The 21809-nt window shown below is 69.3% G+C and carries 15 protein-coding genes and 1 pseudogene; 3 read left to right on the top strand and 13 right to left on the bottom strand.

Features of this window, described 5'->3' with window-relative positions; all coding sequences use genetic code 11:
- Positions 1-51: 51 nt before the first annotated feature.
- From ACWPN3_RS01315 to ACWPN3_RS01255, 13 genes and pseudogenes are all read right to left on the bottom strand, one after another.
- On the bottom strand, positions 52-1299 hold the full coding sequence (locus tag ACWPN3_RS01315) for a transporter substrate-binding protein (RefSeq protein ID WP_492242226.1): 1248 nt from the start codon (positions 1297-1299) through the stop codon (positions 52-54).
- Between the two features lie 541 nt (positions 1300-1840).
- Positions 1841-2446 carry an ANTAR domain-containing response regulator gene (locus ACWPN3_RS01310; protein ID WP_158285391.1) on the bottom strand — a complete coding sequence of 202 codons (606 nt, stop codon included), beginning with the start codon at positions 2444-2446 and terminating at the stop codon, positions 1841-1843.
- Between the two features lie 22 nt (positions 2447-2468).
- Complete coding sequence (locus ACWPN3_RS01305; protein WP_109452788.1) at positions 2469-3638, bottom strand: transporter substrate-binding domain-containing protein; 1170 nt, start codon at positions 3636-3638, stop codon at positions 2469-2471.
- Positions 3639-3923: 285 nt separating this feature from the next.
- Positions 3924-4451 (bottom strand): histidine phosphatase family protein, encoded by a 528-nt coding sequence (locus tag ACWPN3_RS01300; protein ID WP_492242227.1) that lies wholly within the window; start codon positions 4449-4451, stop codon positions 3924-3926.
- On the bottom strand, positions 4445-5128 hold the full coding sequence (gene gph / locus ACWPN3_RS01295; RefSeq protein WP_492242228.1) for a phosphoglycolate phosphatase: 684 nt from the start codon (positions 5126-5128) through the stop codon (positions 4445-4447). Before gph ends, ACWPN3_RS01300 begins: the two co-directional genes overlap by 7 nt.
- A 12-nt stretch (positions 5129-5140) precedes the next feature.
- Positions 5141-7990, bottom strand: a complete 2850-nt coding sequence (locus tag ACWPN3_RS01290; protein WP_492261011.1) for an ATP-binding cassette domain-containing protein — start codon at positions 7988-7990, stop codon at positions 5141-5143.
- Between the two features lie 87 nt (positions 7991-8077).
- Entirely contained in the window at positions 8078-9433 is a 1356-nt protein-coding gene (locus ACWPN3_RS01285; RefSeq protein WP_109446914.1) for an extracellular solute-binding protein, read from the bottom strand.
- 164 nt (positions 9434-9597) lie between these two features.
- A complete protein-coding gene (locus ACWPN3_RS01280) occupies positions 9598-13482 on the bottom strand; it encodes a sigma 54-interacting transcriptional regulator (protein ID WP_492261010.1) in 3885 nt (1294 codons plus the stop codon).
- Positions 13479-14885 (bottom strand): ABC transporter substrate-binding protein, encoded by a 1407-nt coding sequence (locus ACWPN3_RS01275; RefSeq protein WP_492242233.1) that lies wholly within the window; start codon positions 14883-14885, stop codon positions 13479-13481. The genes ACWPN3_RS01280 and ACWPN3_RS01275 overlap by 4 nt, the downstream gene beginning before the upstream one ends.
- A 91-nt stretch (positions 14886-14976) precedes the next feature.
- On the bottom strand, positions 14977-15477 hold the full coding sequence (locus ACWPN3_RS01270; RefSeq protein ID WP_492242234.1) for a thioesterase family protein: 501 nt from the start codon (positions 15475-15477) through the stop codon (positions 14977-14979).
- Positions 15474-16983, bottom strand: a pseudogene (locus ACWPN3_RS01265) (malonate--CoA ligase). Before ACWPN3_RS01265 ends, ACWPN3_RS01270 begins: the two are co-directional and overlap by 4 nt.
- Positions 16984-17053: 70 nt before the next feature.
- Positions 17054-17980: a LysR substrate-binding domain-containing protein gene (locus ACWPN3_RS01260; RefSeq protein ID WP_492242235.1), complete on the bottom strand. Its 927-nt coding sequence runs from the start codon at positions 17978-17980 to the stop codon at positions 17054-17056.
- Between the two features lie 122 nt (positions 17981-18102).
- On the bottom strand, positions 18103-19305 hold the full coding sequence (locus ACWPN3_RS01255) for a CaiB/BaiF CoA transferase family protein (RefSeq protein WP_492242236.1): 1203 nt from the start codon (positions 19303-19305) through the stop codon (positions 18103-18105).
- A 447-nt stretch (positions 19306-19752) separates the two neighbouring features.
- On the opposite strand from ACWPN3_RS01255, the gene ACWPN3_RS01250 reads away from it, so the two are divergent.
- From ACWPN3_RS01250 to ACWPN3_RS01240, 3 genes are read left to right on the top strand one after another with little or no spacing between them, the layout of a single operon-like run.
- Positions 19753-20922, top strand: a complete 1170-nt coding sequence (locus ACWPN3_RS01250; protein WP_492261009.1) for a thiolase C-terminal domain-containing protein — start codon at positions 19753-19755, stop codon at positions 20920-20922.
- Positions 20923-20932: 10 nt separating this feature from the next.
- Positions 20933-21349 carry a Zn-ribbon domain-containing OB-fold protein gene (locus ACWPN3_RS01245; protein WP_492242238.1) on the top strand — a complete coding sequence of 139 codons (417 nt, stop codon included), beginning with the start codon at positions 20933-20935 and terminating at the stop codon, positions 21347-21349.
- On the top strand, positions 21346-21807 hold the full coding sequence (locus ACWPN3_RS01240; RefSeq protein WP_492242239.1) for a MaoC family dehydratase: 462 nt from the start codon (positions 21346-21348) through the stop codon (positions 21805-21807). Before ACWPN3_RS01245 ends, ACWPN3_RS01240 begins: the two co-directional genes overlap by 4 nt.
- The last annotated feature ends 2 nt before the right edge of the window (positions 21808-21809 follow it).

Raw genomic sequence — 21809 nt, 5'->3', positions numbered from 1 at the left:
CCCTCCGACGGGGAGAGCGTCGGGCGACGCCCTCCCCTGGCCGTTCATTGCTCACGCACCCTTCAGGCCGTCCTTGGTGCAGCTCTGGCCCGGATAGGCCCAGTAGGGTTCCGGCTTCACCCAGTCCGACGATTGCTGGATGACCTTGAACTGGCCGTCGGCCTGGGCCTGGCCGATCTTCGGCCACAGGTAGCAATGCAGGTTGTCGCCATCGACCTTCACCTTGCCCTGCGGCGCCATGATCTCCAGCCCGGCGGTGGCGTCGCGGACGGCGATGGGGCTGATGTCGCCCTTGCCGATCTTCTCCACCGCCTTGCGGAACAGGTGCATCTGGAAATAGGCCGCCTCAGACACGAAGTGCGTCACCGAGTCCTTGCCGAAGCGCTTGCGGTAATTCTCGACGAAGACCTCGTTCTCCTTGGACTGGTGGCCCATGAAATAGGGGGCGGAGGTGAAGTGGCCGGCGGCATACTCGCCGCCCATCGCCGCGATCTCCACCTCCGACGTGGTCAGGCTCGCCATCGGCATCCTGTCCGGGCTGAACCCCGCCGCCTTGTACTGCTTGTGCAGCGCGATCACGCTGTCGCCGACCACGGTGGAGAAGATCACGTCCGGCTTGGTCTCGCGGAATTTGTTCAGCACCGAGCCGAATTCAGAATGGCCGAGCGGCACGTATTCCTCGCCGACCACCTCGCCGCCCAGCTCCTTCAGCAGGATCTTGCAGACGTTGTTCTCTTCCTTGGGATAGATGTAGTTGGAGCCGATCAGGTAGAATTTCTTGCCGAACGTCTTGACCAGCCAGGGAATGAAGTCCTTCTGCTGCTGGTTGGGCACCGCACCGGTGTACATGACGTTCTTCGAGCACTCGCGGCCTTCGTAAAGCGTCGGATACCAGTAGAGGTTCTTGCGCTTCTCGAAGACCGGCAGCACCGCCTTGCGCGAGGCGGAGGTGTAGGAGCCGAAGACGCTGACGCATTTGTCGTTCAGCACCAGCTTGTTGGACTTGTCGGCGAAGGTGGCGGGGTCGGAGGCCGGATCCTCGACGATTGCGGTCAGCTTCATCCCGTTGATGCCGCCGGCGGCGTTGATCTCGTCGATGGCCATCATGGTGGCGTTGTGCATCGACTTCTCGACGACCGCGGTGGTGCCGGTCAGCGAGAAGAGGACGCCGACCTTGATCTCGCCGTTCGCCGCCCAGGCGGCGCCGCTGTCCTTGATCCAGATGTGCGGGAAGCCGACCGATCCGGCTACCCCGGCGACGGCCGTCGATTTCAGAAAATTACGCCGTGTGAAGGTCATGACGCGTTTCCTCCTCGTTTGCCTGTTTTGGGCAGTTCTTCGGCACGGACAGGAGAGCGCACAAAAAAAGCCCCACCCAGGCCGGCGGCCTGCTGGGGCTTCATTGCCTCGGCACGAGCTCCCGGCGTCATCGGCGGGGGTGTGCCTGGTGCGGTCTCAAGTCGTGTCAGCTGATTTTAAAATACTCAACGAATGGTGGCGTCGATCATGCAGTGTTGTTCTTGCCGACAGCCAATGAATGAGGCGCCGGGCAAAACAATCCGTTGCGCGACAAGCTGATCGCCGCGTCAATCCGCAAAGACTGAACAGTCGAACTTATCCCTGCACAAACCCATCCATCGGCGTCCCTCGCATCTGTGGTGCCGGAGTGAGCGTCGGTACGTCAGGTTCAAGCACAAAAAAAGCCCCGGCAAGGCTGTGACACCTTCAGGGGCTTCATCGCCTGCCCGTCGATCCGACATCATTGGCGGACGCGGGCGATTTGCTTCACTTGCTTAGTAAGATGCACAGTGCGCTGCCTCACCGTCAACATCAAAAATGGTCAGCGGCTCGGATTTTCTGCCATGAGCATTTCGCTGGCGTCGATGATGGCGGCGGCGACCGCCTCGATGGTCGTCCGCCGGGCCATGGCGCGCTCGCGGATGAAGCGATAGGCCTCCTCCTCGGTGATGCGGCGCTGCTCGATCAGGATCGCCTTGGCCTTGCTGACCTTCTTGATGCCGTCCAGCCGCTGCTCGACCTTGTGCAGGCGCTTGCGCATGCCGCGCTCGCCCTCCGCGGCACGGTGGGCCATGAACATGGTGGTCAGCAGGCCGAAGGCGCGGATCGGCTTGCTGACGAAGCCGCGCACTCCGTAATCGACCAGAGCCTTCAGCACGGTCGGGCTTTCGTAATCCAGCACGGCGACGATGGGCGGCCCGTCGTCGGCGCTGGACCAGGACAGCCGTCCCTGCCCCGACAGCAGTTGGGTCATGTCGAGGAAGATCAGGTCGACGCCGCTGGGGCGGTCCTTGGGCGGCGGCCATTCGGACCGGGCTTGGCAGCCGATGCGGTGGAGCTGGCGCAGCAGCTCCTCCGCCTCGGCGTCCTGCGGGTGGATGACCACCACGCGAAAGGAACGGATGTCGCGGAGCAGGTTGATCGACATGCGGCGTTCGCCCCGTTTGCGGTCAGACCGTGGCCTGCCGCCGCCAGCGGATGTCCGCATCGCCGGCAGCGTTGTGATCCACCAGATATGGATCGGGCTTCATCGCCACCGGCGACTCCGCGACGATCTCGAACCGGCCATCCGCATCGACCCGGCCGACGCGCGGCCACAGGTAGGTGTGGTTGTTGTCGGGATCGATCCGCACCCGCCCCTGCGGCGCATCGAATTCCTGCCCGAAGATGGCGTCGCGCAGCCGGTCGGTGTCCATGCAGTTGGCGATGCGCAGGGCCTGGGCGAACAGATGGACCTGGAAATAGGCGGCCTCGCACGACGCGTTGGTCCGCTCATGCTCCCCGAACCGCTCGCGGTAGCGGGCGACGAAGCGGCGGTTGGCCTCGCTGTCGATGGAATCGAAATAGGGAGCGGCGGTGACATGCCCGCGCGAGGCGGCGACGCCGATGTCGCTGATTTCCGCCTCGCTGGTGGTCAGGCTGGCAATCGGCATCCGCGCCGGGTCGAACCCGGCCTCGGCATAGGCGTGGTAGAGATGGGCGGTGGCGGCGCCGACCACCGTGGAGAAGATGAAGTCCGGCTCCTTGCGCCGGATGTCGCGGATGACCGGGGCGAATGCCTTCTGCGTCGCATTCAGCGGCAGATATTTCTCCGCCAGGATCTTGCCCGACCGCTGGAGCACCAGATCCCGCATGATCCGGCTGGATTCATAGGGATAGATGTAGTCCGATCCCACCATGTAGACACGGCTGCCATACTCCCGCGTCAGATAGTCGGCCAGCTGCCGACCATTCTGGTTGGGGGCGGCGCCGGTGTAGATGACATTGCGCGAGCACTCGAACCCCTCATAGAGGGTCGAATAGAGCAGCAGCCCGTTGCGCCGCTCCACCACCGGCAGGATCGCCTTGCGCGTGCTCGACATGTAGCAGCCGAACAGGACGCCGACCCGCTCCTCGGTCATCAGCCGCTCGGCGAGTGCCGCGAACAGCGCCGGGTCGGACCGCGGATCCTCGACGATGGGCAGGATCTCCCGGCCGTTGACCCCGCCGCCGGCATTGATCTCCTCGATCGCCATCAGCGTGCCCTGGAGCTGGGTGCGTTCGATTCCCGCCGTGACCCCGGTCTGCGAGAACAGCACGCCGACCCGCCATGGTTCACCGCTCTTGGGGGTACACTCCATCTGCATCCACCTCTTCGTCGAACTCGCAGCCGTAATCCACACCCAGGCCAACCGGCAGCTGTCCGGTTGAAAATAAAACAAAAAAAGCCCCAATCAGGGCGGTCGGCCCGGATTGGAGCGCCATTGCTCCGGCCCGCTCCATCACGTCGGGACCCGCTGAAACCCAGCTGCGGCCCCCTGGCGTGACGTCGGACAGATATGTGCGTCCATACTATGACAAGGACGGATTGCTTGGCGACTCCTGTTTTGCCCGGCATCCGCTCGCAGGGCCGCTCACACGGTCGCTCACAGGGCCGCCACCCCCTCCCGCGTCAGGGTGACGGGCGATGCGTTGGGCGGCCACAGCAGGTCGGACTCGACCCCCATCCAGCGGCAGAGCACCGGCCAGGTGCCGGCATGGGCGACGACCAGCAGCGGGCCGCCGTCGCCGGGCACCGGCAGCCCGTCGAGCGCCTCGGTGACGCGGGCGCGGAAGCCGGTCAGGCTTTCGCCGTTCGGAACCTCCTCCCGCAGCAGGTCGGCCGGGATGGCGCCGCCTTCGAGATCGCCCCAGCGCCGCTCCTCCAGCCCAGCCACGGGAATCACCGGAACGCCCAGCGCCTCCGCCAGGATGCCCGCCGTCTCCAGCGCCCGGCGCTGCGGGCTGCTGTGGACCGCAGCCACCGACTGTCCTCCGGCGCGCAGGCTCGCGGCGGCCTCCTGCGCCTGCGCCCGGCCCCGCTCGGTCAGCGCCACGTCCTTGGAGCCGGCGAGCCAGCCGCCGAGATTGCTCTCCGTCTCGCCGTGCCGGCAGAAGATCACCGACCTCAGCATGACAGCCGCTCCGCCAGATCGGCGAAGCCGCCGAGGATGCCGTCATGCGGCAGGCCGTCGAGCGGGACGCGGGCGTAGCCGTAGGGCACCACCAGCACCCGCGCCACCCCAGCGGCGCGGGCGGCTGCCACGTCATGCTCGTTGTCGCCGACGAAGACGGTCTCCGCCGGTGTGACCTCCAGCCGCTCCAGCAGCCCCAGCACCGGCTCCGGCGACGGCTTGCGGGTCGGGTAGCTGTCGCCGCCGACCACCGCGGCGAAGCGGCCGGCGATGCCCAGATCGTCGAGCAGCCGCAGGGTCGCCGCCATCGGCTTGTTGGTGCAGACGCCGAGCCGCAGCCCGGCCTCCGCCAGCCGGCCCAGCGTTTCGGCGACGCCGGGGTAGAGCGTGCTGTGGGCGCTGGGGTCGGCCTCGTAGATCGCCAGGAAGCGCTTGACGCAGCGGGCGGTCTCGTCCGCAGCCGGAACCCCGCCGGTGGCGGCCAGCACGCGCTCGACCAGCTTGGGCGCTCCGTCGCCGACGAAGGAGCGCACCGCCGCCAGATCGACCGGCGGGCGCCCCAGCTCGGCCAGCAGGGCGTTGGAGGCATGCATCAGGTCGGCCACGCTGTCCACCAGCGTGCCGTCGAGGTCGAAGGCGACGGCGCGGATGGTGGGGCGGTTCACGGTATCGGTCACGGTTGCGGCACCTTACTGGCGGAGGAAGCGGGCCTTGTCGGCCGCGAGGTCGAGGATGATCGGGGCATCCGGGGGGAGCAGAGCATCGCCCGCCTGATGCGGCGCGTCCACCTGAACCAGCTGCCCGCCGACATCCACCGCATAGCGGATCGACGCGCCGAGGAATTCGCGGTGGCGGACGGTGCCGGTCAGCCGGGCATGTCCGGGCGCCGGCGGCTGGCCATCGGCGCGGATGGCGAGGTTCTGCGGCCGGAACATCAGCTTGCCCCCGGCCCCAGTCTCAACGCCCGCCGCCGGCAGCGCCACCGGGGTGAAGCCGGTGCCGACGAAGGCGCGGCCCCCGGCCCCGTCGTCCCGCACCGCGCCGTCCAGCACATTGGCGGTGCCGAGGAAGCCGGCGACGAACAGGTTGGCCGGATGGTCGTAGAGATCCTGCGGGGTGCCGACCTGCTGCACCCGCCCGTCCTCCATCACCGCGATGCGGTCGCAGATCGTGTTGGCCTCCTCCTGATCGTGGGTGACGAAGATGGTGGTCAGGCCGAGCTTGCGTTGCAGGCTCAGCAGCTCCTGGCGCATCTGCACGCGCAGCTTGGCGTCGAGGTTCGACAAAGGCTCGTCGAGCAGCAGGATCTTCGGCTCGATCACCACGGTGCGCGCCAGTGCCACGCGCTGCTGCTGGCCGCCCGACAACTGCGAGGGGCGGCGGTCGGCCAGATGCTTCAGCCCGACCAGCTCCAGCGCGGCGTCCACCCGCCGCTCGATCTCGGCGCGGGGGACACGGCGCTCCTCCAGCCCGAAGGCGACGTTGCGGCGGACGGTCATGTGCGGCCAGAGCGCGTAGCTCTGGAACACCATGCCGACGTCGCGCCGGTGCGGCGGCAGGCCGGAGATGTCGCGTCCGCCGATGCGGACCTCGCCGCGCTGGGCGGTGTTGAAGCCGGCGATCAGCCGCAAGAGCGTGGTCTTGCCGCAGCCGGACGGGCCGAGAAAGGCGAAGAACTCGCCCGGCTTGATGGCGAGGTTCACGTCCTTCAGCACATGGTTGCTGCCGTAGGACAGGTTGACGCCCTCGATGTCGACGCCGACGCTCTCGATCTGGGCGGCGAGCGCAGCCGGGGAAAACTGGTGGTTCATGACGATGGTTTCCCTCAGTGGTCCTGGCCGCGGTCGCGGCGGCCGCGCTCGATGACGACGTGCGACAGATAGGTGCCGAGCCCGACGATGATGACGGCGAAGATGCCGAGCGCCGCCCCCGGACCGCGGCCGGCCGCCGACTGCATGTAGACGTAGAGGCCGTAGGCCAGCGGCGCGTCGCTCTGCGAATGCACCAGCATGATGGTCGCCGACAGCTCGACCGCCGCGGTGGCGAAGCTGGTGACGAAGCCGGCCAGGATGCCGCCGGACATCAGCGGCACGACGATGCGCCCGACCGTCCGCAGCTTGGTGGCGCCGAGATCTCTCGGCCGCCTCCTCCAGCGAGGAGCTGACCTGCTGCAAGGCGGCGGTGCAGGCGCGCAGCGCGTAGGGCAGGCGGCGGATCGCCAGCGCGAAGACCAGGATCAGCCAGAAGTTGGACAGCGGCTGGCCGGTGAAGGGCATCGGCAGGCCGTAGAAGCTGCGCAGATAGCCGATGCCCAGCACGACGCCCGGCACTGCCAGCGCCGCCATCGCGATGTAGTCCAGCCATTGTCGGCCCGGCAGCTTGGTGCGCAGGACCAGATAGGCAATGGCCGTGCCGATCACCACGTCGAGCAGTGCCGCCAGCGAGGCGTAGAGCAGCGTGTTGGTGATGTACTGCCCGCTCTCGGAAAAGACGGTGTGGTAGTGCTTCAGGGTGAAGGCGTCGGGCAGCGGACTGAAGGACCAGATGGTGGCGAAGGACAACAGGCCGAGCCCGACATGCGGCGCCAGCACCAGCACCAGGATCAGCAGCACGATGCCGTAGGCCGCCACCATCTCCAGCGGCTTCAGGCGCCGCTTGGCAAGACCGCCGCCGCCACGCTGCACGGTGGCGTAGTCCTTGCCGCGCATCGCCAGCGCCGACACCCACAAGGCCAGCAGCGAGCAGGCGATCAGCACGACCGAGATGACGTAGCCCATCGGATCGGCGATGCCGATGGAGGAGATGCGCAGGTAGGCCTGCGGCGCCAGCATGTCGTTGACGTTCAGCAGGAGCGGCGTGCCGAGATCGTCGAACACCTTGATGAAGACCAGCGAGGCGCCGGCGACGTAGCCCGGCATCGCAAGCGGGAAGACGATACGGCGGAACAGGCGGAAGCCGTGGCAGCCGAGATTCTGCGCCGATTCCTCCATCGCCCGGTCGATGTTCTTCAGGCTGGCCGACAGGTTGATCAGGATGAAGGGGAAATAATGGATGCTCTGGACGAAGATGACGCCGTTCAGCCCCTCCATGAAGGGGATCGAGAAGCCGAAATGGTCGCGCAGCAGCAGGTTGACCGAGCCGTTGCGCCCGAACAGCAGCTGCATCGCCACCGCGCCGATGAAGGGCGGCATGATCAGCGGGATGATGCCCAGGCTCTGGATCAGCACCGAGCCGCGGAACTCGAAGCGCGTGGTCAGGTAAGCCAGCGGCAGCGCCAGCAGGCTCGCCACCACCACCGACATCGCAGAGACGTAGAAGGAGTTCCCGAACGACCGCATGAACAGGTCGTTCTGGAAGAAGTCGGCGAAGTTCACCAGGGTGAAGGCCCCGGTCGTCTTGTCCTGGAAGGCGACGAAGATGACCTGGACGACCGGAACGACCAGGAACAGCAGCAGGAATGCGGCGATCAGCAGCGCGGCCAGCGCCGGCCCCGGCCGCACGCGCGCGATGCGGTCGCGCGTGAGCGCAAGTGACGTCATGGAAAGGCCTGTCGGCTGAGGAGAAAGGAGGGGACGCTCTTGGAGCGCCCCCCTAGGCTGGACGCAACCAGCGTCAGCGCATCAGGCTCAACGCGCCAGGGCAGCCGCCTCGTCGGCCTTCTTGCGGGCGTTGGCGTAGTTCTCCTTGGCGAAGGCGGCCCACTTCTGCTCGACCTGCGCTTGGCGCTCCGGCACAGCGTCCTTGGCCGACTTGCGTTCCACCGTGAAGGCGCCGGCCAGTTGCGGATCGGCGGCCTGCTCCGCCGTCACCGGCATGGCGGCGACGAGGTCGCGCGCCTCGCCCAGCAGGGCCTTGGCCTTGTCGTTCGGCTTCTTGGCGAGCGCCGCCTCGGCCTTGTGGATCGCCTGGGTCGCCGCCTTGAGGTCGTCGAGCTGGAAGGTGACGAGCTGGTCGAACAGCGCGTCCACCACGTTGTAGCGGGCCTGCGAGACGTTGACGTCGAAGTTCACCTGCGAGCCCAGCGACTTGTCCTTGAACGGGTTGGGATAGCCGGCGGGGGCCTTCTCGTAGGTGACCGGGTTGACCGGCAGGCGGCGGATCGCCGGTTCCAGCAGAACCTCCTGCCCCTTGGGCGACAGCAGGAAGTCGACGAAGCCTTCGGCGGCGGCCTTGTTGGGGGCGTTCTTCACGACGCCGACATTGGCCGGGACGATGGTGGTGACGGTCGGATAGACGAACTCCACCGGGAAGCCCGAGGCCTGCGACGACAACGCGAAGAAGTCGATGACGATGCCGACGCCGAAGGCGCCGGAATTCACCCCGTCCGGCACGCCGAAGCTGCGCTCGGTGATGGTGCGGTAGTTGCCGGCCATCTCCTTGTTGGTGCGCCAGCCCTTTTCCCAGCCCTCGCCCTGGAGGATCGTCTCGATGGTCAGGTGCGTCGTGCCGGAGCGCGACGGGGCGGAGATCGCGACATGGTCGTAATAGGCGGGCTTGGTCAGGTCGGCCCATTCCTTGGGGATCGGCAGATCGTTGGCCTTCATGTAGCGGCTGTTCCACATGATGCCGTAGCCGGACGCGGCGAAGCCGGCATACATGCCCTCGGGATCGTTGACCGGATAGGCGCCGACCTTCTCGGGGATCCCTTCCACCTTGGGCTTGTAGGGCTGGAGCAGCCCGGCGCCCTTCAGCACCTCGAAGGCGTCGGGGGCCGACGCCCAGAACAGGTCGACGCCGTTGTTGGACGCGGTTTCCTGCAGATACTTCACGCCCGCGTTGGTGTTGCGGTTCAGGATCTCGACCGTGACCTTGGGGTTGGCCTTCTGGTAGGCCTGTTGGAAGGCGGTCGTCATGTCCTTGGGGAAAGAGGTGACGATGACGAGCTTGCCGCTGGCATCCTGCGCGAAGGCGGCGGTGCCGGACAGCAGCAGGACGCCCAGGGCGGCGGCGGCGTTGCGCAGGTTGCGCGAGGTGCGAAGCATGGGTGTTGTCCCTCCCTTGATGTCTTATGCTCGCCCATTCAGCAATCGGCATGCCAGACGGTCAGCCCTTGCACGCTCTGGCTTCGCACATCATCGATGGGTCAGGACGGGAACATCGGCGGAGGCGACTGGGTAATGCGGGGAACATTCCAGCCCCTGCTTTTTCACTCCTCCGCGAAATCGTCCCGGCTCAGCCCGTGGTGGCGCATCTTCAGGTACAGCGTCTTGCGGGTGATCCCCAGCCGTTCCGCCGTCTCGCCGACCCGGCCGCCGCAACGGGCCAGCGCATCCTCGATCAGCTGCTTCTCGACGCGGTCAAGCTGGTCGGCCAGCGGCTCGATCTCCGCCGATTCCGTCATGCCGGCAGATGCGGCGGAAGCGCCGACCGTGGCCAGCCCGTCGCCCAGCCCGAGCGCCACCCGCTCGGCGACATTGCGCAGCTCGCGGACATTGCCGGGCCAGCCATGGGCGGCGAGGCGCGCCAGCAGGACAGGATCGAGCGGCGGCGGCGTCCGGCGCGACCGCGCCAGGGCCGCGTCGAGGAAATGGCGGAACAGCAGCGCCACGTCGCCGCGCCGTTCGCGCAAGGGCGGCAGCGGCACTGTGACGACGTTCAGGCGGTAATAGAGATCCTCGCGGAACTTCCCCTCCGCCGCCAGCCGCAGCAGATCCACCTTGGTCGCCGCCACCACCCGCAGGTCCAGCTGGATCGTCCGGTTGCCGCCGATCCGCTCGATGGCCCGCTCCTGCAACACGCGCAGCAGCTTGACCTGGAGATGCATCGGCATGCTCTCGATCTCGTCGAGGAACAGGGTGCCGCCCGCCGCATATTCCAGCTTGCCGATGCGCCGCCCCTGCGCCCCGGTGAAGGCGCCCGGCTCATGCCCGAACAGCTCGCTCTCGATGATGGTGTCGGGCATGGCGCCGCAGTTCAGCGCCACGAAATTGCCGGCGCGCCGCCGGCCGCCCTCGTGCAGGCTGCGGGCGACCAGCTCCTTCCCCGTCCCGGTCTCGCCGAACAGCAGGACATCGACCTCGGCGTCGGCGAGGTTCGCCACGGCGGCCCGCAGATGCTCGATGGCCGGGGACCGGCCGATGATCCGCCCCTCCGGCCCGCCCTCCGCCAGCTGCGCCCGCAGGCGGCGGTTCTCCAGCACCAGCCCGCGATGGGCGAGCGCGCGCCGCACCACCTCGACCAGATGGTCGGGCTCGGCCGGCTTCTCGATGAAGTCGTAGGCGCCCTCGCGGACCGCGCGCATCGCCATGGCGATGTCGCCATGGCCGGTGACCAGCACCACCGGCACCTCGGCATCCGCCGCGCGCACCCGCTCCAGCAGGGCGAAGCCGTCCATCCCCGGCATGCGCACGTCGGTCACCACCACGCCGGGCCAGGAGGCGCCGAGCCGGGCCAGCCCGGCCTCCGGCTCCGTCACCGCTTCGACGGCGAAGCCCTCCAGCTCCAGCGTTCGGCGGCTGGAATCGAGCACTTCCGGGTCGTCGTCGATCAGCAGGACGGTCATGGGCAAGACTTTCACGCACGGGTCAGGGTGAGGACGAAGGCGGTTCCATCGGGGCCGCTCTCGGCCACCGACAGCACGCCGCCGAAGTCGCGGACGATGTTGTAGGAGATCGACAGGCCGAGACCCAGCCCCGTCCCCACCGGCTTGGTGGTGAAGAAGGGATCGAAGATTCTGGGCGACCGGATCGGCGGCGATGCCGGAGCCGCTGTCCCGCACCTCGATGCGGACGGCGCCGCCCTCCTCGCCCCCGCTCTCCTCCCCCTCCTCCACGACCTCTGCGCGGATCAGGATGCGGCGCACCGGCGCGCCGGCCACGGCGTCCAGCGCGTTGCTCAGCAGATTGACCAGCACCTGCTCCAGCCGCACCTCCTCGGCGCGGACCCGCAAGGGCGTGCCGGAGGCGGGGTCGGCGTCCGGCAGCGCCAGCTCGACCGCGACCGCCTCCTCGCGCAGGCGGTTGCCGAACAGCGACAGGGCACCCTGGATCACCGGCGCCAACTCCACGGCCCCCAGCCGGCTGTCGGGACGGCGGGCGAAGCGCTTCAGGTGGTTGGTGATGTTCGCCATGCGGGCCGTCAGGTCGGCGATCTTGCCGAGATTGCCCTCGGCCTCCTCAACCCGGCCCAGCCCGATCAGCTTGCGGCCGTTGTGGGCGTAGGACCGGATGGCGGCGAGCGGCTGGTTCAGCTCGTGCCCGACCCCGGCGGCAAGCTGGCCGAGCGCCGCCAGCTTGCCGGCCTGCACCAGCTCCGCCTGCGCCTCGCGCAGCTCGCGTTCGGTGCGCTGGTGTTCGGCGATGGCGCGCTCCAGCCGGTCGTTGGTGGCGCGCAGGTCGGTGGTGCGCTCCTGCACCGTGCGCTCCAGCACATGCTGGGCCTCCAGCCGCTCGGTCATGTCGGTGAGCGTGACGATGAAGCGCTGCCGCTGGCGCCGCCAGAAGGGACGGACGCCGACCTGCACCGGAACCGCCCCGCCGTCCGGACGGCGCCCGGTCGCCAGGATCGACAGGGTGGGCGCCGGACCGCCTGCACCGTCGGGTGCTTGAGCGAACGGCGCCCGGGCGAAGAAGGCCGCAAGGCGGGCGGCGGCCTCCGCATCCAGCCGGTCGGCAAGGCGCCCGGCCTCCCCCTCCCCGGCCCGGACGCCGGGCGGCGGCGCGATCAGCGCTGCGGCGAGCGGGTTGACGAACTCGATCACGCCCTGCGCGTCGGTGATCGCCAGCCCGGCCTGGGCATTGTCGATGATCGCCTGGGCGTTCGCCTCCTCCACCGCGATGGCGGTGTCGCGGAAGACCAGCAGCGCCGCCGCCATGTCCGACAGCTCGTCGCCGCCGCCGAGCGGAATGTCGGCCTTGAGGTCGCCGGCGGCGATGGCGCGGGCGGCATCGCCCAGCCGGGTCAGGCGGGAGATCAGGTTGCGGTTGACGTAGAGCCAGGCCACCAGCACCGCCACCAGCAGGCTGACCAGCGCACTCGCCAGCAGGGCGGAGCGGCCGAACGCCACCGCCCCGGCGGAGCGGGCGGCGGCGGCGCGGGAATCCTGCTCCACCGCCTGGACCTGCCGGGCGATCAGCCCGTTCAGCCGGGCGACGATGTCGCGGTTCTCCGCCAGCAGGGCCTGTCCGCGCGCCGCCGTCTCCAGCTCCTCCCGGCGCAGCGCCGGCACGCTGCCGTCGGCCCCACGCGCGAGGTCGAGAAGCTGGCCCACCAGTTGCCGCAGCGAGACGCCGTCCGCCCAGCCGGCCAGCGCCGTCAGGTCGCGTTGCAGCCGGTCGGCGGTCTCGTCCAGGAAGCCGGCATTGTCGTCGAGCAGCTCCGCCGTGGCGAGCGTCGCCGCCCGCGCGACCAGCCCGACCGCGAGGTTTCCGTTGGCGCCGATCTGCAACAGCGCCTCGCTGCGCCGGTTCTCCTCGCGCAGGATGCGGACGGCATCGGCCGACGGCTTCCCGCTCTCCACCGTGGTGAGCGCGCTCTGGATGTTGAAGCGGGCGTCGGCGACCAGCGGATCGATCTCGTCGAGGAAATCGGCATGCAGCCAGCGCAGCCGCTCGATGGCCTCCTGGTTCCGGCGGCCGAGCGCCAGCCGCTGGCGCACCGTGCCGTCCAGCGCCGCCAGATTGCGGCCCAGCGAATCCACCACCGGGCGCAGGCCGGGAACGCCGCCCTCGATGGCGTCGGTCAGCGCCCTCAGGGTGGTCAGGCGGCGGCCGAGCGTGTCGCGGATCGCGTCCATCTCGTCCTCGGTCCGGCTGCCGGCCAGGATGGGGGCGGTGGCGATGATGGCGCCGCCCTCCTCCGCCAGCTTGGCCGCCACGCCCAGGGCCGGCAGATGGCTTTCGGCGAACTCGTCCAGCGTGCCGCCCAGCCGGTCGTAGGACAGCCAGCCGAGCGCGCAGGCCACCACCGACAGGGTGGCCACCGCGACGAAAGCGAGGAACAGCCGGACCCGGATGCCGAAGCGCAGCCTGCCCGCACCGTTGCCCGGCCGGCCGGACAAGCCACCGGACGAGGGCGTCGCCACGGCACTCACGGCCAGACCCCTTCGCCAGCCGCCGCGCGCAGGATCACCAGCGCGCGTTCCGCCGCCGACAGCGCCGTTTCCAACTGATTCTGCGAGAAGGCGCGCCACTCCTCCTCCAGATCGCCCTGCCGGGCGGACACCGGCATGCCGCGCGCCGGCCGGCGCAGGGCGGTGGAGAAGGCCGGGTCGATGGCCTGGGCGGCATCGACCGGGATCGTCGTCGCCGCCTCGCGGGCGGTGCGCAACAGGTCGCGCGCGGTCGGATCGGGGGTTGCCGCAAGACGGCTCTCGCCCTGATGGATCAGGTGCCAGACCCGGTTGAGCGTCTTCACGCGGAAGGTGATCAGCTCGTCGAACAGCAGGTTGACCAGCTCATAGCGGCGGCCGGACAAGGCGCGGTCGAAGAGGAACAGGTCGTCGCCGGTCTCCCGCGCATACGGGGCCGGATAGCCGGCGGGGGCGGCGGCATAGGCATCGGGCCGCACCGGCAGCCGCCCGATGTCGGGACGCAGCATCAGGGCCTGCCCGGCCGGCGACAGCAGGAAGTCGATGAACAGGTTCGCCCCCGCCGGATTGGGGGCGGTGCGCAGGACCGCCACGCTGGCCGGCAGGAACACGCCGTCGGCCGGATAGGCAAAGCGCAGAGTGCCCAACTCCCCGCTCTCGCGCGGCCCGGACTCCTGCCTTGTCCCCTGCCCGAGGAAATCGATGGCGAGCCCGATGCCGAAGCGCCCCTTGCCGACGCCTTCCACCACGCCATAGCTGCGCGCCGTCACCGTCGCCAGATTGCCGGCGATCTCCAGCCAGGTCGCCCAGCCGCGCTCCCAGCCATGCAGTTGCAGCACCGTCTCCACCATCAGATGCATGGTGCCGGAGCGCGACGGCGAGGTGATGCCGAGATGCCGGGCATAGCCGGGCCGGCGCAGATCCTCCCAGCGGCACGGGGCGGCGAGGCCATGCCGGTCCAGATAGGACTGGTCCCAGATCAGCCCGTATCCCGACAGCGCGAAGCCGAGATAGAGGCCGTCGGGGTCGTCGATGGGCTGGTTGCCGACGGTCGCCGGGGCGCCGGTCGGACGCGGCGCCACCGGCGCCAGCAGCCTGGCGGCCTTCAGCACCTCGAAGGCGTCGGGGGCCGATGCCCAGAAGACGTCGACGTCCTTCGCCACGCGATCCTGCAACTGGGTGATCGCCGCGGTGGTCTTGGTGTTGATCACATGCAGGCGCCGGTCGGGATAGGCCTGCTCGAACGCGTCGCGCACCGGCTCGTAGAAGGCGGCGGGAAAGGAGGTCAGGACGGTGATCGCCTCCGCCCCGCCCGGCATCTCCTGTCCGGAAGCCCCGGCACCCGGCAGCAGCAGGACCACGCCCGCCAGCGTCCGCACCACCCAAACGCCAAGACGACCGACCATGCTTGTGTCCACCGACAACGACTTCCCGATGTGGGACAGCTTGCATGCGGCAGTATTGTTTTGATAGCCAGCAAAATTCCTGCCGCCGGCCTCACCCCCGGCAGGTCAGCCGGCGCCGGTGACCGGCCGGCAGCGGCAGCGCGCCATGGACGGCCGCCAGATCGCGCAAGCGCTCCGCCACCGGCGGATCGAACGGGACGACCCGCCGCGTCGTCAGGTCGGCGTGGACGGACAGCTGCTCCATCGTCGCGGCCAGCGTGCCGTCGTCGCCGCGGCGCAGCTCCATCAGGCTGACCAGACGCTTGGTGTCGGCCTCCAGCAGCCGCAGCGCCAGCGTCAGCGGCGTGCCGGCGGTCAGCTCCCGCTTGTAGCTGACGGCGACGTCGACCACGAACAGCCCCTTCCGGGTCTCGCCGGTGTAGGTCTCCCCCAGCCCCCAGCGCTCTTGGAGCGCATAGCCGACCTCGTCGAACAGGGCGACATAGCGCGCCATGTTCATGTGGCCGTAGAGGTCGATCCATTCCTCCGCGACCCGCAAAGGCCCGGAGGTCAGGATTTCGGTGGGAAGAGGCGGCAGGACGGCGCCGCTCATCCGAACACCCCCGCGTGGGTATCGCGAAGCTGCGCCTTCTGCACCTTGCCCATGCTGTTGCGCGGCAGCTCGGCCACCACCACCACGCGCTTGGGCTGCTTGTAGCGGGCGAGCCGGTCCTTCAGGGCGGCGGCGACGGTGGCCTCGGTGACGGGTGCGGTGCCGTCCGCAACCACGACGGCGACGACGGCCTCGCCGAAATCGGGATGGGGGATGCCGATCACGGCGCTTTCCAGAACGCCGGGCAGCTCGTCGATCTCGCCCTCGACCTCCTTGGGATAGACGTTGAAGCCGCCGCTGATGATCAGGTCCTTGCCGCGCCCGACGATGTGGACATAGCCCCGGCCGTCGATGCGGCCGAGGTCGCCGGTGATGAAGAAGCCGTCCGGCCGGAACTCCGACGCCGTCTTCTCCGGCATGCGCCAGTAGCCCTTGAAGACGTTGGGACCGCGCACCTCGATGGCGCCGATGGCGTCGCCGGCAAGCGGCGCGCCGGTCGCCGGGTCGGCGATGCGCAGCTCGACGCCCGGCAGCGGGAAGCCGACGGTGCCGGCCACGCGGTCGCCGTCATACGGGTTGGAGGTCAGCATGCCGGTTCTCGGTCATGCCGTAGCGCTCCAGGATGCGGTGGCCGGTGCGCTCCTCCCAGGCGCGGTGGGTCTCGGCCAGCAGCGGGGCGGAGCCGGAGACGAACAGGCGGATCGACCGGCAGGCCTCGGGCGTCAGCCCCTCCTGGCCGAGCAGGCGGGTGTAGAAGGTCGGCACCCCCATCATCACCGTGGCGGCCGGCAGCCGGGCCAGCACGTCGGCCGGGTCGAAACGCGGCAGCAGGACCATCGAGGCGCCGGACAGCAGCACGAGGTTGCAGGCGACGAACAGCCCGTGGGTGTGGAAGATCGGCAGGGCGTGCAGCAGCACGTCGTCCGGCCCGAAGCGCCATTCGGTCTGGAGCACCCGCGCGTTGGACAGCAGGTTCTCCTGCGTCAGCATCGCCCCCTTCGACCGCCCGGTGGTGCCCGAGGTGTAGAGGATGGCGGCCAGATCGTCGGGCCCGCGCGCAACGGTGGCGAACTCGTCCGGCTGTCCGGCCGCCGTTTCGGTCAGGCTGCCCTGCCCGCGCGCGTCCAGCGTGCGCACCGCAACGGTCCCTGCCAGCGCCGTGGTGGCGTCGAGACGCGCCGGGTCGCAGACCACCAGGGCCGGCTCGGCGTCGCCGACGAAATAGCCCAGCTCCGCCGGGGTGTAGGCGGTGTTCAGCGGCAGATAGACCATCCCGGCCCGCAGGCAGGCGAGGTAGAGCACCAGCGCCTCGACCGACTTCTCGACCTGCACGGCGACGCGGTCGCCGGGGCGCACGCCGGCGGCGACCAGCGCGTTCGCCATGCGGCCGGTGGCGGCGCGCAGATCGCCATGGGTGAGACGCCCGCCGTCCGCGGTCTCGATGGCGAGGCGGGCCGGGTCGGTGGCCGGGTTCAGCAGTTGGTCGAACAGGGAGTGGTTGGGCATGGTCGGGTTCCGCGATGGCCGGGAGCCGGGCGGCGGCGCCCCGGATGGTGAAATTCAGGAGACCGGGCTGTCAGGAGATCGGTTCTGGCACCGATGGAGGGAAAACGTCGCGCAGCCATTGGCGGATCGCCGCGATCACCGGCGTGTTCCATTTCTGCGCCGGGGCGATCAGGTAATAGCCGCCGATGGTGACGTCGCTGCGCACCATCTCCACCAGCTCGCCGCTGGCGAGGGTGTCGATGACCAGCAGGTCGCTGACCAGCGCCACGCCACGCCCGAGCCGGGCGGCCTCGATGGTCAGATGGGCCTGCCACAGGCGCGGGCCGCGCAGCCGCGGCAGCTCGCCGACGCCTGCCTCCTCCAGCCACGCCTCCCACATGCCGGTGGACTGCTCGTGGATCAGCGGCAGACCGACCAGATCGGCGGGGGTCCGCACGTCGGGATAACGCGCCTTGAACTCCGGGCTGGCGATGGCGAGGATGCGCGGCTTTGCGAACATCTCGGCGCGCAGCCCCTCGGCAACGGCGGCGGCGCCATCCTCCAGATACATGATTTCGACATCGGCCTCGCCGCGGCTGAAGTCGGGACGGGCGGAGGTCGGTTGCAAAATCACCTCGCGCCCGTCCATCGCCGCTTCCAAATCCGGCAGCCGGCCGAGCAGGCGGCGCGAGGCCAGGCCGGCGAGGCAGCAGATGTGCACCGCCTCGATCCCGCCGTTGCGCAGCTCGTTGCTGGCGTCGGCGATCAGATCGAAGGCGCGGTGCATCTGGGCGGCGAAGCGGGTGCCCTCGCGGGTCAGGGACAGGCCGCGCCCCGACTTGGCCACCAGCTTGACGCCGACGGACTGCTCCAGGTTCTGGATGTGGCGGGACACCACTGTGTGCGACACCGCCAGCTCGTCGGCGGCGGCGCGCACGGTGCCCAGCCGGGCGAAGACGTCGAAGGCACGGAGTGCCAGGAGTGGAGGAAGGCGGCGCGCCATGCGGGGCTGGGTCATCGGGGCGATATGCGGCGGGGCGGTGTGCAACGGTGCGGATCCGATGCCATCATGAAGCATTTTCGCCAGCACCGCACGCGCCCCGTTTCCGCCCCCCTCCTTCGGCGTCCGCCCGTCCATCCTCACACCACCGCGGCGCTGCGCAACGCCTCGATTTCGGCGGCGGCGAAGCCCAACTCGGCCAGGATGGCGTCGGTGTGCTCGCCCAGCCGCGGCGCCGGGGCCTCGGCCGCCAGCGGAGCGCCCTGCATGTGGATCGGCACGGCGGCGAAGCGCTTGCCGGAGTTCGGCGGCACCTCCACCACCATGCCGCGGTGGACCACCTGCGGGTCGACCAGCGCGTCGGCCACGCTGTTGATCGGGCTGGACGGCACGTCCGCCGCCTCCAGCCGCTCCAGCCATTCGTCGCGGCTGCGGCCGGCGAAGACCGGAACGAGCAGCGGCTCAAGCTCGGCGTGATGGGCGTTGCGGAGGGAGCCGGTGAGGAAACGCGGGTCGGCGAGCAGATGTTGCAGCCCCATGGCGCCGACCAGCCGCTCCCACTGCTCGTTGGTGTCGACGCAGACGGCGATGGGCTTGTCGGCGGTGGGGAAGGACTGGAAGGGCGCGATCAGCGGATGGCGGCTGCCCAGCGCCCGCGGCACGTCGCCGGCATTCAGATAGCGGGCGATGGCGTTCTCCATCAGCGCCAGCTGGCAATCCAGCATCGCCACGTCGACGAAGCTGCCCTCCCCGGTGGCGGCCCGCTTCTGCAAGGCCGACAGGATGCCGATGGTGGCGAACAGGCTCGACCCGATGTCGCCGATGGAGGCGCCGACGCGGGCCGGCTGGCCGCCGGGCTCGCCGGTGATGCTCATCATGCCGGACATCGCCTGTGCCACCACGTCGAAGCAGGGCCGGTGGCGGTAGGGGCCATCCTGCCCGAAGCCGGAGATCGAGGCGTAAACCAGCTTCGGGTTAACCGGCTTCAGGTCGTCGTAGCCCAGCCCCAGCCGGTCCATCGTGCCGGCCCGGTTGTTCTCCACCAGCACGTCGCTGGTGGCGACGATGCGCCTGAAAATCTCCTTTCCCTTCTCCTCCTTCAAGTTGAGCGTAAGGCTCCGCTTGTTGCGGTTGACGCTCATGAAGTAAATGCTCTCGTCGTCGCTGAACGGGGCGATGACGCGGGTGAAATCGCCCTTGCCCGGACGCTCGATCTTGATGACGTCGGCGCCCAGCGCGCCGAGCAGCCAGGTGCTGTAGGGGCCGGCCAACATGTGGGTGAGATCGACAACGCGCACGCCGGCCAGCGGGCCGTCCCGGCGTTGGGTTTCCGTGTTGGTCATGAGCGGTCCTTCGGGGCTGCCGGGCACCGGTGGTCCGGGCCGGAGATGGCCGCGCCGCAAGGCGCCGACCGGAGTTTGGACGGGAAAGGCATGCCCAAAGGCTTGCGCCGCCGCGCTCCGAAAACAATCGCTTAGTTTGGCCCAATCCGGTGCAGCAAACGCACCGGACGGCCGCCGGTCATTGGTGCGCTCCATGCACCGGAGCGCACACTTTTTTCTGCTTGTGACACGGAGGGTGTCCGGTATTCTCGATCTTGCCGGCAGCGCACCGGCGGCGATCGAGTTCTATGATGGACGCCGGGACATCTTCGCGTTCCCCGTGCCGCCCCGTCGCCCTGTCTTCCAATACTTGTTCGACGAACCCCTCTTTGCACGCCGACGCCCCGCCGCCGGTGCCAGGGCTCCTGCAACCGTGAAAGCCTGCAACCATGAAAGGACGACCAGCGCGTGAAGCAGCTTTCGGGCAAGACCGCCATCGTCGGCGCCTATCGAGTCCCCCGCCGGGACGCGCCGCGGGTCCATCCCTTCGCCCTCCAGATGGAATGCATCCTGGGCGCGCTCGACGATGCCGGGCTGGCGCTGTCGGATGTGGACGGGCTTTGCGCGGCGTCCGGCGACTGGGCCGAGGGCGGCGGCACGATGGACGTCATCGAGCTGGCCGAATATATCGGCATCCAGCCGACCTATGTGAACAGCACCGACGTCGGCGGCTGCTCCTATATTTTGCAAGCCGGTCAGGCCGCCGCCGCCATCGCCACCGGGCTGGCCGAGGTCGTGGTCATCAGCTATGCCGCCTGTCCGCGCTGGTGGCCGCTCTCCACCCCGTCCTTCGACCCCTTCGTCTTCCCGGCCGGTCCGGGCCAGTACGAGATCCCCTATGCGCCGACGCTGATCTCGACCTACGGCCTGTTCGCCCGCCGCCATATGGACCTCTACGGCACGACGCCGGAACAGCTGGCCCAGGTCGCCGTCACCTTCCGCGGCCACGCCGCCGCCAATCCCCAGGCCCGGCTGCGCAAGCCGATCACGGTGGACGACGTGCTGGCCTCGCCGATGATCGCCTCGCCGCTGCACCGGCTGGACTGCTGCGTCGTCACCGACGGCGGCGGTGCCCTTGTGATGACCAGCCGCGAACGGGCGCGCGACCTGAAGCGCCGCCCGGTCTATCTCGCCGGCTATGGCGCCGCCGTCGCACGGACCCAGAACAGCCAGATCCCCGACGATCTCTCCACCCCCGCCGCCCTGTCCGGCCCGCGCGCCTTCGCCATGGCCGGGATGACCCCCGCCGACATCGATGTGGCGCAGATCTACGACGCCTTCACCATCACGCCGATGCTGGCGCTGGAGGATCTGGGCTTCTGCGGGCGCGGCGAGAGCGGCCCCTTCGTCGCGGCCGGCGCCCTGTCGGCCGATGGCGGCAGCCTGCCGACCAACACCGACGGTGGCGGGCTCTCCTCCAACCATCCGGGCAAGCGCGGCATCTTCACCCTGATCGAGAGCGTCCGCCAGCTGCGCGGCGACGCTCCGGGCATCCAGGTGCCGGACGCCAAGGTCGCGCTGGCCCACGGCTTGGGCGGCACCTTCTGCTCCGCCGCCACCGCCATCCTCGCCGTCTAAGGGGGCATCAATGACCGCCATGACGACCCTGCCGATCCTCGACGAGACCTCCGCCCCCTTCTGGGAAGCGGCGCGCGAGGGTCGCTTCCTGATCCAGCGCTGCCCGGAGACCGGGCTGTACCAGTGGTATCCCCGCGCCCACTCCATCCACGCGCCCCACGCCACCCCGGACTGGGTCGAGGCGAGCGGGCGCGGCGAGCTGCTGTCCTACTCGGTCGTCCATCGCGGCAACAGCCGCGGCGATCCCTACACCTGCGCCCTGGTCCGGCTGGAGGAGGGCGTCATCGTCTTCTCGCGGGTCGAGGGCATCGCCGAAGGGAGCTTGCGCACCGGCCTGCCGCTGGCCGTCGCCTTCCATCGCCTGGACGAGACCATCAGCCTGCCGATCTTCCGGCCCCCCGGCGACGCATCAGGGAGCGACGCATGACCGACCCCATCCACCTCGACGACATCGAACCGGGCGCCCGCGCGCTGTCCAGCCGCGTCACCGTGACCGAGGCGCACATCGTCTGGTTCGCCGGGCTGACCGGCGACTTCAACCCGCTGCACATGGACGCCGAGGCGGCAAAAGCGAACGGCTTCGGCCGCACCATCGCCCACGGCATGCTGACCCATTCGATGAGCACCGGATTGCGTTCCGCCATCGACGACTGGGCGATCCTGGCTTTTCTGGAGACCCGCCGCCGCTTCGTCGGCCCGGTCTTCGCCGGCGACACCATCCAGTACGAGGCCGAGGTGCTGGAGGTCCGCCCCAGCGCCTCGAAGCCCGACCGCGGCATCGTCCGCGTCGGCATCACCGTCCGCAACCAGACGGGCGACACGGTGCAGGAGGGCGAGGACGTCCTGTCCATCGCACGACAAGCCAAGGGGCGGGTGACGGAATGAGC

The organism is Azospirillum sp. UENF 111221 (assembly GCF_058780625.1).
This window is presented reverse-complemented; position numbering and strand designations above follow the sequence as displayed.

Coding starts and splice junctions, on each gene's coding strand:
- ACWPN3_RS01305 (WP_109452788.1), bottom strand. CDS start 3,638: ATGGAGTGTACCCCCAAGAGCGGTGAACCATGGCGGGTCGGCGTGCTG.
- ACWPN3_RS01260 (WP_492242235.1), bottom strand. CDS start 17,980: ATGACCCAGCCCCGCATGGCGCGCCGCCTTCCTCCACTCCTGGCACTC.
- ACWPN3_RS01255 (WP_492242236.1), bottom strand. CDS start 19,305: ATGACCAACACGGAAACCCAACGCCGGGACGGCCCGCTGGCCGGCGTG.
- ACWPN3_RS01240 (WP_492242239.1), top strand. CDS start 21,346: ATGACCGACCCCATCCACCTCGACGACATCGAACCGGGCGCCCGCGCG.
- ACWPN3_RS01275 (WP_492242233.1), bottom strand. CDS start 14,885: ATGGTCGGTCGTCTTGGCGTTTGGGTGGTGCGGACGCTGGCGGGCGTG.
- ACWPN3_RS01245 (WP_492242238.1), top strand. CDS start 20,933: ATGACCGCCATGACGACCCTGCCGATCCTCGACGAGACCTCCGCCCCC.
- ACWPN3_RS01315 (WP_492242226.1), bottom strand. CDS start 1,299: ATGACCTTCACACGGCGTAATTTTCTGAAATCGACGGCCGTCGCCGGG.
- ACWPN3_RS01300 (WP_492242227.1), bottom strand. CDS start 4,451: ATGCTGAGGTCGGTGATCTTCTGCCGGCACGGCGAGACGGAGAGCAAT.
- ACWPN3_RS01310 (WP_158285391.1), bottom strand. CDS start 2,446: ATGTCGATCAACCTGCTCCGCGACATCCGTTCCTTTCGCGTGGTGGTC.
- ACWPN3_RS01270 (WP_492242234.1), bottom strand. CDS start 15,477: ATGAGCGGCGCCGTCCTGCCGCCTCTTCCCACCGAAATCCTGACCTCC.
- ACWPN3_RS01285 (WP_109446914.1), bottom strand. CDS start 9,433: ATGCTTCGCACCTCGCGCAACCTGCGCAACGCCGCCGCCGCCCTGGGC.
- ACWPN3_RS01290 (WP_492261011.1), bottom strand. CDS start 7,990: ATGACGTCACTTGCGCTCACGCGCGACCGCATCGCGCGCGTGCGGCCG.